Origin of the sequence: Legionella drancourtii LLAP12 (genome assembly GCF_000162755.2) — a bacterium.
GTDB lineage: Bacteria > Pseudomonadota > Gammaproteobacteria > Legionellales > Legionellaceae > Legionella > Legionella drancourtii.
Genome location: NZ_JH413850.1, coordinates 1 through 14,347, shown reverse-complemented (window position 1 = coordinate 14,347; position 14,347 = coordinate 1). Strand labels below are relative to the sequence as shown.

Here is a 14,347-nt window from a genome sequence, read left to right as displayed (position 1 = left end):
CCATTACTAGCATCTGAGCTCATCCGTAGTTTAATGAACCACGAAGGTTGGGGCAAAATGAACCCATAGTCGTCAAGTTAAGAAAGCTCTTCGCTCTCCTTCAGACCCGTTCGGGCTGAGGAGGCATTTATGCCGTCTCGAAGCTTTGCGCCAAGACTAGTAAGGCTTCGAGACAGCGCTAAAGCGGCTTCCTCAGCCCGAACGGATCGAGGATAGATGGCTAAATTCCTTAGCTTGGCGCCTATGGGACAAAATGACCCTACCTTTTTCTCAGGAAAGACTGACACTTGGTTTCGTTAACGCCTCATCAGTATTATTAAGTTCTGGTTTTTTCTCAACGAATGGTTCTTCTTTCATTTTGAGTAACTCGGCCTTCATCTGTTGTTGTTGTTCTATGAGACTTATCTTGGGTGTCTCCGCCTTTTGCATTTGCTGACTTACTTTGGTCTCAATTGTTTTTTGCATGAGAATGTCAGTTAGTTTTTTTGATATATTGCCACTAAGTTTTCCTTGGAGTGCCTCAATTTTAAAAACCGCTTCATTATATTGTCCTTTTTCTATAGACTTAATAATTTCAGGAAACGCTTTTTGCATCTCGGCTACATTTTTGGCTCCTGCTCGAAAACGTGAAAATAATTGCCCCTCTACACGGCATTGATAACTGGAGGCAACACCTTTAACCAGTTCAACCAACATCGTTTGTTTTTTAGCGGTGTCATAGTGAGTTGTTACCTCTTGATTAAGGATTTCGACAGGAAGCTGTTCTTTCATTGTACCGAGCTTATGCGAATTTAGTGTTCCTTTATTGCTGGGAAATATAAAAGTATTCCCCGTGTATTTTTGTAGAGGTAAACTGCTCACTGCATCAGGAGATAATCTGTAATTAACAAATTGTGCTAATAGTTGTGGAAATTTATTAAATACAGCATTATGAATGGTATCTGCAGGAGCCGTATTGAAAGTTCTTACTTGCACTAAAGGTTTCGTTTGTAACTTTGTGTCAGTATTGTATGCTTTAGTGGCAACATATTGTGCTAAATGTCCACCTAAAGAATGTCCAGTAATAATAATTTCTCTATTGGGATTTTCTTTGCGGACTTGTTGATAAAATTCAAAAGCAGCATCACGAAATTTTTTCTCAACAGTACCTCCAGCTACTAGTCTTAGATCTGAGAATACATCCCCCATCGCTTTAGTGCCGCGAAAAGAAATGACCATAGGTTTCTCCAAATCCTGAGGTTTAAGGCAAACGGCTGCTAGCGGTGATGGCCCTGAACCTTCACTTTTGACTGGAGCAATAGATTTTACTACCTCATAACCATGATTAGTTATATTCGCAAGAAGCTCAGGATTAGATGGATCATCGTTGGGGTTAATAGCATTATCTTTCCTTACTCTATAAGCTGCTTGAGCAGCAGAAATAAGCAAGTTAATGGTACATTTTGATTTTTTTTCAGGATTAGGGTTGCTCATAATGAGGTACCTAAATTTGAGCACTTGTTTTAATTATAGACACAGGAATTTAAAATGGTTGGCGTTGATGAGGCTAATGGTGTTGTATATGCTAAATATTTCTACATTCAAATTTTCATGTTGCAATGCAGAATATTAATAAGGCCTATGAGGCACATTACTTGTTGGTGTTTTCTCATGTTCATTAGGAGGTAATTCTTTACTAGGTTTTTTGTGCAAAGGGCTACCGCCACTTTGGGCTGCTTGTGTCGCGAAGGGAGCGGTTGATTGCATAGTTAACACTTCATCGTTTAAAAATCGAGGGTGCTGCCGATTAATTACTGAGCATTCTTGCGGCCAAAGAAGAGTAGAACGCTCCGAATAGGGGATTCTTAGTGTCTTGTAACAATTATTCATATCCATAAGATGGGCGGCAATAATAGCATTCGCACTAAAAACAGTATTTGGTGATAAATAGAAATAATCTGCAGTAGATGATACACCTATTCTTGAAGGATCAATCTCCGACTCCGTCATGCGTCTTGTTGAACGCGATGAAAGAGGAACCGTAACATGAACAATAATTTTAAATGTATCATGAGCATGTAGGTCAGCAACTTGTTCCGCTTCTTCGTGAGTTAGACCTATAGGCAATGAGAATGTTGTGCCACTTCTTGTAGTTAAAACATCTGCTAAGGCCTTAAAGTTGAAGTTGTCGTAAAATGTTTGGGCATTACAATCACTTGTTAGCGGGGGAAGTTCCAAATAATATTTACTGGGTTTTTGTGGATCTTTAGGAACGATACCAACAGGTATAAAAATATCGATTAAAGCTTCTTTTGAATTTTTTCCCATTGGTTTTCTTTTATTCGCTATAGGTTATTATTATAGTGATAAATGCAGTCGGTGACAAAATAAAAATGGCAGGAACTTCATTTATTGCAATTTTTCTTGTTGTTGCTAACTTTTATAGTATGAGAATGGTTATGAGTTCGCTAAATAATGAATACATTACGTGCTTTTTTGCGATTGTCCCTCCTAAAGCATTGCATGCTCCTCTAGCTAATCTGTTACATACGTTAAATTTTGTTTTTCCAGAGCAGTCCTTAAAATGGATTAAGGTAGAAAACTTGCATATTACCTTGCAATTTTTAAGTTGCATACAGCAAGACCAGATCGCTTTTTTAGTCAATAGCGCACAGACAGCATTAAAAGAGACACCTGCATTTCAACTTGAATTCGGGGCTGTGGAGTGGTTTCCTTCATTGACTAATCCCAAGCTTCTTTCTTTAGATGTTGGGCCGCACAATATCCTAAAAACTATATCCGTGACGATTGGACAAGCTTTAAGTTCTTTAAATTATCCCATGGAAGGGCGTCCTTTTCGTGGGCATATGTCCATGGGGAAAAATCTTCAAAAACTGCCATCCTACGACTTATTAACGCAAATAAAGACGCCGATTATTCCATCAGTACTTATTAATAAGATTCATTTAATGGAAAGCAGAGTCAGTCATGATGGTCGTAGTTATCATTCTTTGGCAGAATTTAATTTAACATAGTGTGACTAAGTTTCTAGTAACTGTTATTGTATTAGTACTTATATTAATTTTTAATAGGGTCTATTGACCTTTCAACTATCTTGGCCAACATGAGTCGATTTTCTGTGCTCCGATGTTCACGAGATGTATGTTTTGCTTGGGGGCTTAAAGTTAACCAATTTTGGTTCAATCTAGTGAAATGGCTCTAGACCCTAGAGAAAGTTAAATTATTTTAACTTTGATAAGGATCATCAATGCTTAAATTATTCTTTTTATTCACCGCATTATTGTCTTCTGTGTGTTTTGCTCAAGAGCGCGAAATTGCCATTACTATGGATGACTTACCTCTTGTTGCATCAAGAATGAATACTCCTGCGAACAAACAGCGCTCAACAGAACGTTTTATGCAAATTGTGCAAGCTTTTCAAAAATACAACGTTCCAGTTACAGGTTTTGTTATTGCCGGGGCAATAGAAAAAGGACAGTGGGAGTTTCTCGAACAATTTCGCCAAGCGGGTTTTATGCTCGGTAATCATACTTATTCACATTACAACTTAAATCAAATGAGCGCAGAAAAGTATATTGCTGATATTGAGCGCGCCGATAAGATTCTTGCGCCCATATTAACTACACCTAAATATTTTCGTTATCCTTATCTTGCAGAGGGTAATAAAACAACTAAGCTCAAAGTGCGTGAGTACCTGAGTGCGCATCAGTATACGGTGGCGCCAGTGACAATTGACAGTAAAGATTTTGCTTTTAATGAGATGACATATAAGGTTCCATATCGCTCTCGAGTCGAATACATTCAAAAACTTAAACCACGTTATTTGGCATATATCTGGAAGCAAACACTATTAGCTGAAAAAAGAGCTAGTGGAAAAAATGGCAAACAAATATTATTAATTCATGCCAATATTCTTAATAGCTATTTATTGGGTGATATTTTAGAAATGTACAAAAAAAATGGGTATAAATTTATAAGTTTAACGGAAGCCTTAGCTGATCCGGCTCCTGAAATTAGTTTCCCTGCGGTTAAAAAAGATCTTGGAACAAAGATAGAAGATGAGCTTTTGAATATTCCTGCCCAATAATTTGCACAAAGTGCTACGGAGGTTTTATGTTATTATTCGCTGTTGCTTTGTTTTTTATTGCCGCAATTTTGGGGTTAGCCATTTTAACGGCAATCTTACAAGATAAACCAACCAAGAAAATAGTTCTGTACCTTCATGGTTCGCTCGCTGCATTTGCCATATTGCTGACAATAGGGTCTTTGGTTATGTTTGGTGGAGATTTATTGCTGATTATTAGTCTTATATTGTTTCTTCTTGCCGCACTTGGTGGATTAACTCTGTTTACTTTGGACATGAAAAAGAAACCTGTACCCAAATGGTTGGCGGTTATTCATCCTTTGGTTGCTATGGCGGGATTAATCACGTTGGTAGTTTATATTTTGCCATAGAGTTAGAGATGGCCGGCTTGATTTAAACGCGCGATTATCCCTAACTCACGTTAATGGCAATGAAAATACCCACAAGATGTGATCAGTTAAGTACGGTCGTAAAGTTTCAATGCAAGGGTACCATGTGTTATTGCAGCGCCTGCGCGTAAAGCAGCTGCAATCATTGCCGCTTCGGCGACTTCTTCACGAGTTGCTCCTGCACGTTTTGCAGCAGCAATATGTACATCTAAGCAATAAGGACATTGAGTAGTAAGTGCTACAGCAAGTGCCATAAGTTCACGATATTTCTTAGGAATAGCCCCATCTTCACGATTAAACGCTTTATTTAATGCCAGGTAGCCATCTGCTTCAGGTTTTGCTAATGTAAAAAGCTCCTTAAGTCGAGCAAGGTCCGCATGCTCATGATAATCTGCCATGATTTATTCTCCAGAGGATTAATATTAGTATCCATAACAAATTCAATATAGTTCGTAATTTTTGCAAACGCCAACTAACGTTGATCAAAATAGTCTGCTGGAACACCGTAAATAGAACAAGTTATAGGGTTCGTAGATTGGGTTTCCCATTCTGGATTATCAAGCACATTTATTGCATTTTTATAGCCAAGCTCAAGACGTGTACTTATGGCTGAATGAACAAAATTATAATCTTTATATGAATGAGCATAAGGAGTACCCCGATAAATAATATGCACTACGCTAAACCTTTTCTTATTCCCTAACTGTAAGACTTGTTGTATCTCAGGATCTTTTTTCGCCTCAGATGTTAAATGCTCTCCGAGGAGTGTAATGGCTGTTTGCAGATTTTGACGACTGCTGTAAACATTGGTTAGACGCCGCGAATGGCTTGCATAGCGGATATCCTTTTGTCGCTCTTCTACTTGATCCATTGTTTCAGGTAGAGGGCCTTTTAAACTAAAACAATCAATCACAAAACAGAGAGTATCTTCTTCAGGTAACGCATCAAGAACAGTAACTAATGGTGTATTGGCATAAATACCCCCATCCCAGTAATAGTCATCCCCAATTTTCATGGCTGGAAAACCAGGAGGGAGTGAGCAGCTGGCCATAATGTGCTCGGGACCAATGGTTGTGAGCTGATTATTAAAAAATATCATTTCTCCTGAAGCGACATTTACCGCACCAAGACAAAGAGTGACTTCTTTGGCATTAATACGATCAAAGTCAATAACTTTTTCTAAGGTATTTCGCAGTTCTGAAGTGTCATAATAACTTAACTTATCAGGTGTATCCTGAGTAAATTCAGTTGGTGGTATAAGACGTGGTTTAAAGAAACCTTCTAATCCAAAGAATACAGAATGTAGAGAACCTAATCGATTTTGTAAATGGCGGACGAGATCAACATGACGAAAATGGCTTAATGGATCGCTCCATACGTTAGGCACAATGGTATTCCAAAATTCCATGAGCTTGTCAACCTGATGTTCATGGGCATTTCCTGCAATAATGGAGCTATTAATTGCGCCAATTGATACGCCAGATAAATAGTTGGGGATATATCCACGTTCATGAATTGCACGATAAGCACCTACTTGATAAGCTCCTAATGCGCCACCACCTTGAAATACGCAGGCAATACGCTTATAAGCCTGTTTCTCTTGGGTGGATTGATGCGGTTTATTGATTAGTCCAAGAGGAGTTTTTATTTGCATTTTGCTCGCCATGATCGTTGATTCCCTAAATCCTTATAATTAACAAGTATATACACTCATTAATAAATTTTGTAATTAAGAAAAAGAAAAATGTTCAGTGTTTTCATAGGGATTGCGTGAATGCTCATGGGGGGGATTGAACTTTTTGTCACTTTGCTGGGTTTTAAGACGTGTATAACCGTCAAGCTAAGCCCTGTTCGCTTGTTCACGGAATCCAGAGAATAAGATCCCCATGGATTCCATGGACAAGTCACAGGAAGGAGGCCGAGGATGAGGCTATGTCCTACGAGGAGAAGGATGTTTTTAGTAGCCTGGTCTAGCTGATTCTGATAGAAAAGAAGTAAATGTTTCCGCTTTCTCGATAATGGTATTTAATTCATGACTATTCATGTTGCGCTCGACAAAATCAGGTCGTTTGTTTATTTTTTTGCTCGTTATTAGCTCTGTGCGCTGTACTCGAATATCGGCAAATACTTGTTGAATTGATAATTCAGGATGATTAGTTAAATTACCTAGTAGTTGTTTTGCCAGATAAAAATTGGCTTCTCTATTTGCTGCTCTAGAGTTTTTATAGAACCAAAAATTATATTTAAAATTAATTTCCTTAGATTCTGGTTCTTTATTTTTCTCAACTCGATGAATGTATTTTTTTAAGTCGGAAATTAAGATGGATTTTTGCAGCTCTTCCGGTGATGATTGATATTGGTACTGTCCTGAATAATTACCAAACACACCACTATAATGCTTAGGCTCATAATTTCCAATAAGTAGATGGCTTTTGGCTACCATTTCTTGAACATCGGGCGTGCGTTTTCGTGGTTGTACATTACCGCTAGAAATTTCAGCTATTCTTTTCTTCACTTCAATAATAATTTCATGGGCCGCAACTTTTAAAACAACATCTTGTTCCTCTTGGGTATCCTTATGTTGATTGCTGATATAAACATCGGCGCCAGCAGCACTGCTGGCGGTATATTTGAAAAATCCAGGTCCAACAAATTGTCGTTCCTGCTTAATAACGTCTTCAGGTTTTCTTCCCCGATGTTCGATATCGCGTTTAATACGTCTTTTTACAATATCCAAATAGCTGTCTGTTACATTTACGGATACTAACGCTAATTCAGGGGGTAGGAAGTTTTTATGAAAATATTGGCCAAATATCCCTTCAATGATTAGTACATCTGATGGAAGAATTTCCTGTGTACCTTTACGCCGATTGGTTGGGAAGTCAAATAATGGTTTCGTGATGGGATTTCCTTTATTTAACTCCATAATATGCTCTGTTAATAAGTCTAAATGGAGCATGTCATCTCGATCAAAATTAGTCTCGAGGCGATATTTTTCAATATCAATAGTGTTTTCTGGGTATTCTTTAAAATAATCATCCATATTCAGAATCTGAGCGCTAATCCCTGACTTTATCAACTCATTCAGGAGATGTTGTGATACACCTGTTTTTCCTGATGCTGATTGCCCACCAATAAAAACAAAAATCATATATATACCTCGGTAAATTTTTGATTATGCGTTTGTTAAAATTGACCAGAGAAAAGAAGGTACGGCCAAAATTGCGGCTATGATACACAGTATTTTTATTTTAGGCACGTGCTCCATAGCGCAGTATATGATTTCGACATGACTTGTTTTTTCATTTTTTATAAAATAGCTCTTTTTAAAATAGGCACTAAAATAAGTTGAGCTAAGCCTTGTCAACCATTTTGAGTGGTGTTTTTTACCATTTTGGGTTTCATGTTGGCTTTATGGCTTGTTTATACACTATAATGTCTTCTTTTACTTAATGGCTAACTTGGAGTAAACATGCTATCCCAACCCCACATACAAACTCTAATAAATAAAGATAAAGACAAACAATCAGATAATCCCATCGATGGTGACGTGTTTGAAAGGGTTATACCGGTGTTTGCAAAACAGCTTCCAGGTTCAACTGAAGAAGATCCTCTTCTTGCATTTATAAAGCTTGTAAAGACAAAACCGGATGGATATTGGTTGATGCGTGAAAGTCGCGTAGAAGGAATGATTTCTACAACTTTTAAGTTAAACGGTGAAGTGTGTCATGATCGCTTTGTTTTCAAAAATCAGCAATGGCGAGTGGTTAATGACGAACAGAAGATACCTGCTGTAGGGGCATATGAGCCGCTTAACAAAGATACAGTAAATATATCAGTAATAGATTCCTTATTAGCTGCAATATATGCAACCAGGCCTCATCTTGAATACAAGAAATTAATTATACCAGCGGCAGCGTCAGCATCAAGAAATATGAGCTACCTTCAGGAGAGCCCTTATGTTCTTGTAACACAAAGAGATGGGAGAGAACAAAAAATTTATGCTGATCTTCTTGGTTCGTTAACGGGCATTACAAATCTTATCAATGAGAATATCCTGATTTTAAAAAATGGATCTACTCATATTGCCCTCGATATGGAATTACTTAAATCAATAGAGTTACCATCAAGAAACAAATTAAATGAGGATTTGTGTTTAAAAAAGACATTTCTATTGGCAAACAGTGCGAGTTTTCTTAAAGATTTATTTACTGAATGGTTGGAAACCAATCGATTAGGCGAAGATCTATTTTGTCCTGTGGGAGCGGATCTTTTTGTAGAACCTTATTATGTTGTTGAATCTGGACAAGTTTTTGATGTTTCTTCATTATTTCATCAAGGAAAATGTTTGCTGACCTGTCCTGTGACACGAATGCCAATCATGTTACATCCAGTGCATTTTGAAGGGTATAGGAGAAAATTAAGTGAGTGTTTAATCTTGTTTTTTGACTTTATTGAGTTATATCAAGAAAAATTGGAACAAGTTAAAGCGGCCAAGAACAACATCACAAAGAATGAAGGTGCGGTTGAAGTAGTGAATACTACCATGGTAACAAAGGCTTCCGGGCATTTATTTTTTGCGGAAGGAAAAGTATGTGATGAGCCGGCTTGTTCTTCAATAAGTCTCAGTTCATCTAATCCATGGTGACCAATCATAGTACAAGTTTTTTTTCACAAAAACACTCCCAAGCTTCAGCGTAATCATGCATGCGCTGAAGCCCTTTCCATAGTGTTTGCATTCTCCGGGATATCCATCTAAACGCCTAAACGAGCAATTACAATTACGCATTTCAGAATGTGAGATAAGTTCATCAGGATCCCTATGGCGTTTTTTTAATAGCATGGTTAATGGGGGACATTAGGTTAAAAAAATAGACTTGGATATTCTTCTACAGGAAAAAAAACAAACCGAAATGGTTTATTTAGTCAACCAGAAAAGGACATCAAGGCTCAGGATACTCCATCAGAAAGTGCCCCTCGGCCGGAATCCTTGTAAAAAAGACCAATCTCTTTATATTTAATGCCATGGCGGCAAAATCAGCCTGGATTTGTGTAAAATTCTATCAGTCATCATACTGGTACCATTTAATAAATTAGATTTTCATTTTTGACAAGTTGAGTAAAGTTGTCTCATAGTTTACAACAGGCAGTCCCGTTTTATTGCCCTGTAGTAATTGATATACGATATAGGATATACTATAACTTATATAGTATGGAGGAGATTATTATGAGTAAAGTTCTTATTTCAATGCCTGATAAAATTGCTTCACGAATGCGAGCTTCTATTCCACAAAAGCAACGCAGTAAAGTTATTGTGGAATTAATAGAAAAAGAAATAGAAAGACGTGAAAAAGCACTTTATGAATGTGCTGTTGATGTTGAGCAAGATCATAAATTGAATCAGGAAATGAACGATTGGGATGTAACTCTTCAAGATGGATTAGCTGATGAAGCGTGGTGATATTTATTGGATAGATCTTAATCCAACAACCGGATCAGAAATCAATAAACAACGTCCTTGTGTATTAGTTGGGGCAACGCCAATAAATCAGGCGCGTCATACTGTAATTGTTGTTCCACTTTCCACCTCAGCAAAAGCCAGGCCTCCAATAACTATTTTAGTTTCTTGTCTTAATAAGCACGTAACGGCTATATGTGATCAAATTCGAACGGTTGATAAAAGTAGGCTAAAGGGCTTCATAGGTACACTTTCTGATAAGGATTTAAACTCTCTTGATGATGGTTTGCGGCAAGTTTTGAGTTTATAATTTCAGTAGAACAAGGATAAATAGGTACCATCAAGTTGTTTGATCAGAAGGCAACTTTAGGCGCAAAGCCTCATATTCTAATATTTTCAGCACAAATCATAATAAAAAAACAACGCTAAGGTGCTCGGCGCCATTTTTTAATTTAATGGTAGTGGTTCCTCAGGGTTTCCTGGTTCGGATTTTCTCTGCTTAGTTTTTATAATGACAAGAGAGATTCTAATTCTGCAGATGCATCGTTAATTAGTTCTTTTCTCTTTAAAAGTGATTTATCCAAATTAAAGGCAGGCTCCTTCGTTTTTATAGCCGCAGTTATTGCGGTTCCAAATTCTTCGGCATCTTCATTGATTAGATAGTCTATTTTTAAAAAAGCGTTAATAATTTGGTCGGTCAATGTTGCATCTTGTTTCGTGCGTTTTAAAAAAAATGAGCAGCAAGAAAGATAGTTATGATGTTTATCCTCTAGTTTGCTCATCATCACCGATATTTTTCTAGAAAAATTATATTGAGTTATAAGGTAAGGCTCAATGATGTTTTGATACTTAATATAATGTTCATAATCTTGCGTACGCAAAAAATCACATGCTAAAAGTGCTGATAGATAAATTTTTTCTACGGCATCAAGTATTTGTTTGTGTGTTGTGGATGAGCTAGAGGAGGGAGATGTTCTCGGTGAGTTAATTGCTATGGATGAGCTAGGTGCTTCGTGTAGCTCTTCGGTGATGGGTTCTAAAACAGGGGCGAACGGTTTCGTTATTTTTCTAGGTCGTGAAACGTTGTGTTTAATCTTTGGCATGGAGAGCTGTGGCGAAGAGCTTGCAACATCAACTACATTAGAAGGGTATGGGGCAATACGGTTGAGCGTATTTTTCGTGGTTCTTATTTTTGGTAACAAATGAGTGCTTGGAGCATTTGTATTGTGGGGAATTGTAGGCATTAATTATCTCGATAATTTTCAGTACAAATATTATACATTAAAGGCCCCCTAGTTGCATTGCTTATGATCTAAAATTTTACTTTTAGTCTTTTATTTGTTGTATTTTTTTATGGGTGTGACAAAAAGTGGCTAGCTTGGGTAATTGTGGTTACCGGCATTTATGTAGATGGAGATTGAATTATTGAGATGATTCATTCCATAACTAGTTTTAATAATTCCTGTAATGCTAATAGTAGAAAAATAGCGGCGGAAATAAATCGTACTATCCTTATTGGAATATAGGGTGTTATTTTATCGCCTAAAATGACTACAGGTACATTTACGAGCAATATTCCTAGTGTTGTTCCTAAGATAACTGGTACGAGTGTTTGAAATTGTGCAGCCATTAATGCGGTTGCGATTTGTGTTTTATCACCCATCTCAGCTAGAAAAAAAGCGATGGCCGTGGTTAAAAAAACGCTTTTATTTTTATGATTTTCTTTTGTTGGGTTAATCCGATCTGGTTTTAACACCCAAATGGCAGCAAGAATAAAAAAGATTGTCAATAGAGCGTGTAGCATGACGCCATTTAAATGCTGTCCAATCCATTCGCCACAAAATGCTGCAATAGCATGATTAAATAATGTGGCAAAGAAAATACCTAAAATAATAGGGATTGGTTTTTTAAAGCGGCTAGCGAGTAATAAAGCCAGTAATTGAGTTTTATCACCGAACTCGGTACTCGCAATTGCTACAGTAGAGATAAAAAAAGGTTCCATAAGGAAGTATCTGCTTGAAACATGAGCTTAAAGTTATATTACCACAGTTTTTCTGGCTTTAGAGGATGCACCGTTTATTACTGGGCAAATCCTTGGCCTCGATGGAAGAAAAATGGTTTGATTCCATTTGTTTCCGCTTCATTATGGTATCGGTGATGTTGACGAAGTGGTCTCATTCGCTTCTATGCCAAGCGATGTTTCATGTTCGTTTTCAGCGTTAATAATTTGAGTCCAGAGTTCCATGTTCCATTTGTTATAGCCAATAAGGCATTGGTGCGTAGATTGTTTGATTAACGTTTTAAATTGCGTGAATTGTGCTTCTTTTAGATTTGCTAGATCATTATGTTGTAGTGACAGGCATTCTAAAGGTAATGATCTGGTCGTTGCCGCGAGCAATTTCCAGTGCTCTTCAGAAAAAGAAGAGAAGGATAGTTGGTTTAAATCAATGCGCCATTTGGTTAATTTAGAGTGTTGTAGACCTTGGCAAAAATCGGTTAAACAGTTAATGCTCAGTTTGCCAATACCATTATTTATTAAAATTAATGATTCAATTTCAGCATCGCAAATCATTTTTCCCAATGCGCTTAATTTCTCAGCAGACATTGAGGAGAATGAAACATCGCTTAGATCCAGTTCTTTTATGTGTTCTTTTTTTAGTGACTCAGTATAAGCGCTAATTTGCATACAGGAGTCTAAATGTATCGTTGGAAGTCTTTTTGATTTTGTTGGCATTTTTTAAGTCCCTATAATTTATAGGGACATTCAAGCACAAAACACCAGCTGATGTAAATTAGGCTAATAAATAGTTTTAAGTTTAATGTAGTTCAAAAAATGTTTTCTTTTACCTGGTTAGCAATCTTTGCCAGCTTTGATTCTTAGACCTATGAGTGCTCTTAATTTTTAAAGTTTAGGCAGATTGGTCGCTGTGAGGCATACATGAATGCATCATTAATAGCTTTTAACCAGATTAAGAAACTGTCTTGGAAGGACGCAGGATTAATGGCTGAAAATACTCTTGAAAAAGTATCATGACTGGGAATGCCATTAGGTAAATTAAAATAGGTTTTTAACCAATCAATATGATGTTCACAAAAATCTTCAATTTCAGTGTAACTTTGGGCTCCAGCTAATACAGAAAATAAAGCTAAACCAATAATATTCAAAAATAAATGTTTCCGAGTGCGATTTATTCTTGGATCCGGGATTTGGGAAAAAATCTCTACAAATAATCCTTCCATGCTGCTTTTCTCTGCAAAAAAACAGCAAATATAGCTTATGAATCAATATAATTTCCATCTTCATTAAAATTTAGATGCGTTTACCCTGTATTAATTAAGTTAAAAAAATCCGTTAATATTACATTAAGTTTTGTACTGTACAATTAGTGCAATTTTATTTATCAAGGAATTGTTATAATGAAGCTTTTAGAAATATTAGATATTAAAGAAACGCTCTTTGATAGTGATGAGGAATTGTTTAAGAAGATAAAACAATCTTACAAAAAGTTGTCATTAAAGTATCATCCAGATAGAACTAATGGCAATAAAGAGTCAGCAGAGCGTCTGCTAATGATAACAGAAATATACAAAGTATTGGAAAAGGCTGATTATCGAAAACATTACATTGACCATCATACACTACTTGACGTTCATTTTCAGGAAAAGGAATACTCCAAATTTATAGAAACGTACATTAAGAATGCAATAGTAGATACAGATAAAGTAAATCAGAGGGCAGCACAGGAGGCTTATACAGAACTCTTGTCGTACTTCTCTTATACCTATTCTGGGCTAAATAACATCCAATTAGCTATTGATTCAGTTAACAATCCTTTATCGGATGATTTTTTTCTCAACGCATTCACCATTTGTCAGAAGAGGCAAAAAAATACTACCTCGAGTTCTTAGAAGGAAAAAAAGAAGAAATTGTTTCGATCATTAACAAAGCCCAAGAGGTATTTTCTAAACAAAATATTCAACATAACCAACAGGGTTTGATCAGTCTTTCTGATTTAATAAGTCAATTACAACGTCAGGATTCTAGTAATGTTCCTCCCGAATTATTTAAAGGTGTCGATGACGATAATAGATGGAAGTATATTAGTGCTTATTCTGATGTGCTAGATATCAATAAAAATTGGATTAAAAAAGCTCATCACGTGGTTTCTCAACACAATTTCCAATCCAATTGGCAGAGTTTAACCGCTCTTGATAAGTTAATAGCTCAAATAAATCAAGGTGATTATACAGAAATCCACCCCGAATTATTTCGAAATGTTCATGAGAACGAAAAAGCACCGTTAATGTGTGCTTATTTAGATCGTTTAAATCATTATAAGAATATATATCAAAAAGCACAGGAAGTAATTAACCACCAGAATTTTCGATGCGATCAACAAAGTTTGACGTTTATCA

At 36.6% G+C, this 14,347-nt stretch carries 17 protein-coding genes; 8 read left to right on the top strand and 9 right to left on the bottom strand.

Annotated features, from left to right (window positions below):
* Positions 1 to 270: 270 nt before the first annotated feature.
* Complete coding sequence (locus LDG_RS17565; RefSeq protein ID WP_006872817.1) at positions 271 to 1,473, bottom strand: lipase family protein; 1,203 nt, start codon at positions 1,471 to 1,473, stop codon at positions 271 to 273.
* Between the two features lie 135 nt (positions 1,474 to 1,608).
* Positions 1,609 to 2,307: a hypothetical protein gene (locus LDG_RS17560; protein ID WP_006872816.1), complete on the bottom strand. Its 699-nt coding sequence runs from the start codon at positions 2,305 to 2,307 to the stop codon at positions 1,609 to 1,611.
* A gap of 131 nt (positions 2,308 to 2,438) precedes the next feature.
* Between LDG_RS17560 and thpR the strand changes: the two genes are divergently transcribed.
* From thpR to LDG_RS17545, 3 genes are all read left to right on the top strand, one after another.
* Positions 2,439 to 3,014 carry an RNA 2',3'-cyclic phosphodiesterase gene (gene thpR, locus LDG_RS17555; protein WP_040536615.1) on the top strand — a complete coding sequence of 192 codons (576 nt, stop codon included), beginning with the start codon at positions 2,439 to 2,441 and terminating at the stop codon, positions 3,012 to 3,014.
* Between the two features lie 233 nt (positions 3,015 to 3,247).
* A complete protein-coding gene (locus tag LDG_RS17550; protein ID WP_006872814.1) occupies positions 3,248 to 4,087 on the top strand; it encodes a polysaccharide deacetylase family protein in 840 nt (279 codons plus the stop codon).
* A gap of 26 nt (positions 4,088 to 4,113) precedes the next feature.
* The gene (locus LDG_RS17545; RefSeq protein WP_006872813.1) at positions 4,114 to 4,455 is read left to right on the top strand and encodes a hypothetical protein; all 342 of its coding nucleotides are present in this window, start codon (positions 4,114 to 4,116) and stop codon (positions 4,453 to 4,455) included.
* Positions 4,456 to 4,541: 86 nt separating this feature from the next.
* Here LDG_RS17545 and LDG_RS17540 read toward each other — a convergent pair whose 3' ends face one another.
* From LDG_RS17540 to LDG_RS17530, 3 genes are all read right to left on the bottom strand, one after another.
* Positions 4,542 to 4,871 carry a carboxymuconolactone decarboxylase family protein gene (locus LDG_RS17540; protein WP_006872812.1) on the bottom strand — a complete coding sequence of 110 codons (330 nt, stop codon included), beginning with the start codon at positions 4,869 to 4,871 and terminating at the stop codon, positions 4,542 to 4,544.
* Between the two features lie 74 nt (positions 4,872 to 4,945).
* Positions 4,946 to 6,127 carry a patatin-like phospholipase family protein gene (locus tag LDG_RS17535; protein WP_233491611.1) on the bottom strand — a complete coding sequence of 394 codons (1,182 nt, stop codon included), beginning with the start codon at positions 6,125 to 6,127 and terminating at the stop codon, positions 4,946 to 4,948.
* Positions 6,128 to 6,430: 303 nt separating this feature from the next.
* Complete coding sequence (locus LDG_RS17530; protein WP_006872810.1) at positions 6,431 to 7,624, bottom strand: uridine kinase family protein; 1,194 nt, start codon at positions 7,622 to 7,624, stop codon at positions 6,431 to 6,433.
* A gap of 321 nt (positions 7,625 to 7,945) precedes the next feature.
* Between LDG_RS17530 and LDG_RS17525 the strand changes: the two genes are divergently transcribed.
* From LDG_RS17525 to LDG_RS17515, 3 genes are all read left to right on the top strand, one after another.
* Positions 7,946 to 9,121 carry an RING finger protein gene (locus LDG_RS17525; protein ID WP_006872809.1) on the top strand — a complete coding sequence of 392 codons (1,176 nt, stop codon included), beginning with the start codon at positions 7,946 to 7,948 and terminating at the stop codon, positions 9,119 to 9,121.
* A gap of 579 nt (positions 9,122 to 9,700) precedes the next feature.
* Positions 9,701 to 9,934, top strand: coding sequence for a hypothetical protein (locus LDG_RS17520; RefSeq protein WP_006872808.1), 234 nt, complete (start codon positions 9,701 to 9,703; stop codon positions 9,932 to 9,934).
* Positions 9,921 to 10,241 (top strand): type II toxin-antitoxin system PemK/MazF family toxin, encoded by a 321-nt coding sequence (locus LDG_RS17515; RefSeq protein WP_006872807.1) that lies wholly within the window; start codon positions 9,921 to 9,923, stop codon positions 10,239 to 10,241. The genes LDG_RS17520 and LDG_RS17515 overlap by 14 nt, the downstream gene beginning before the upstream one ends.
* A 196-nt stretch (positions 10,242 to 10,437) precedes the next feature.
* Here LDG_RS17515 and LDG_RS17510 read toward each other — a convergent pair whose 3' ends face one another.
* The 4 genes from LDG_RS17510 to LDG_RS17495 all read right to left on the bottom strand — a co-directional run bounded on the left by LDG_RS17510 (position 10,438) and on the right by LDG_RS17495 (position 13,171).
* Entirely contained in the window at positions 10,438 to 11,175 is a 738-nt protein-coding gene (locus LDG_RS17510; protein WP_006872806.1) for a hypothetical protein, read from the bottom strand.
* A 191-nt stretch (positions 11,176 to 11,366) separates the two neighbouring features.
* Complete coding sequence (locus LDG_RS17505; protein ID WP_006872805.1) at positions 11,367 to 11,933, bottom strand: TMEM165/GDT1 family protein; 567 nt, start codon at positions 11,931 to 11,933, stop codon at positions 11,367 to 11,369.
* Positions 11,934 to 12,074: 141 nt separating this feature from the next.
* The gene (locus LDG_RS17500) at positions 12,075 to 12,665 is read right to left on the bottom strand and encodes a leucine-rich repeat domain-containing protein (protein ID WP_040536544.1); all 591 of its coding nucleotides are present in this window, start codon (positions 12,663 to 12,665) and stop codon (positions 12,075 to 12,077) included.
* A gap of 161 nt (positions 12,666 to 12,826) precedes the next feature.
* Complete coding sequence (locus tag LDG_RS17495) at positions 12,827 to 13,171, bottom strand: ISAs1 family transposase (protein WP_006872803.1); 345 nt, start codon at positions 13,169 to 13,171, stop codon at positions 12,827 to 12,829.
* Positions 13,172 to 13,348: 177 nt separating this feature from the next.
* Here LDG_RS17495 and LDG_RS18750 point away from each other — a divergent pair, with 177 nt between their 5' ends.
* The gene (locus tag LDG_RS18750; RefSeq protein ID WP_006872802.1) at positions 13,349 to 13,840 is read left to right on the top strand and encodes a J domain-containing protein; all 492 of its coding nucleotides are present in this window, start codon (positions 13,349 to 13,351) and stop codon (positions 13,838 to 13,840) included.
* The coding region (locus LDG_RS17485) for a hypothetical protein (protein WP_040536541.1) at positions 13,801 to 14,347 on the top strand (547 nt) is incomplete at its 3' end. The genes LDG_RS18750 and LDG_RS17485, both read left to right, overlap by 40 nt.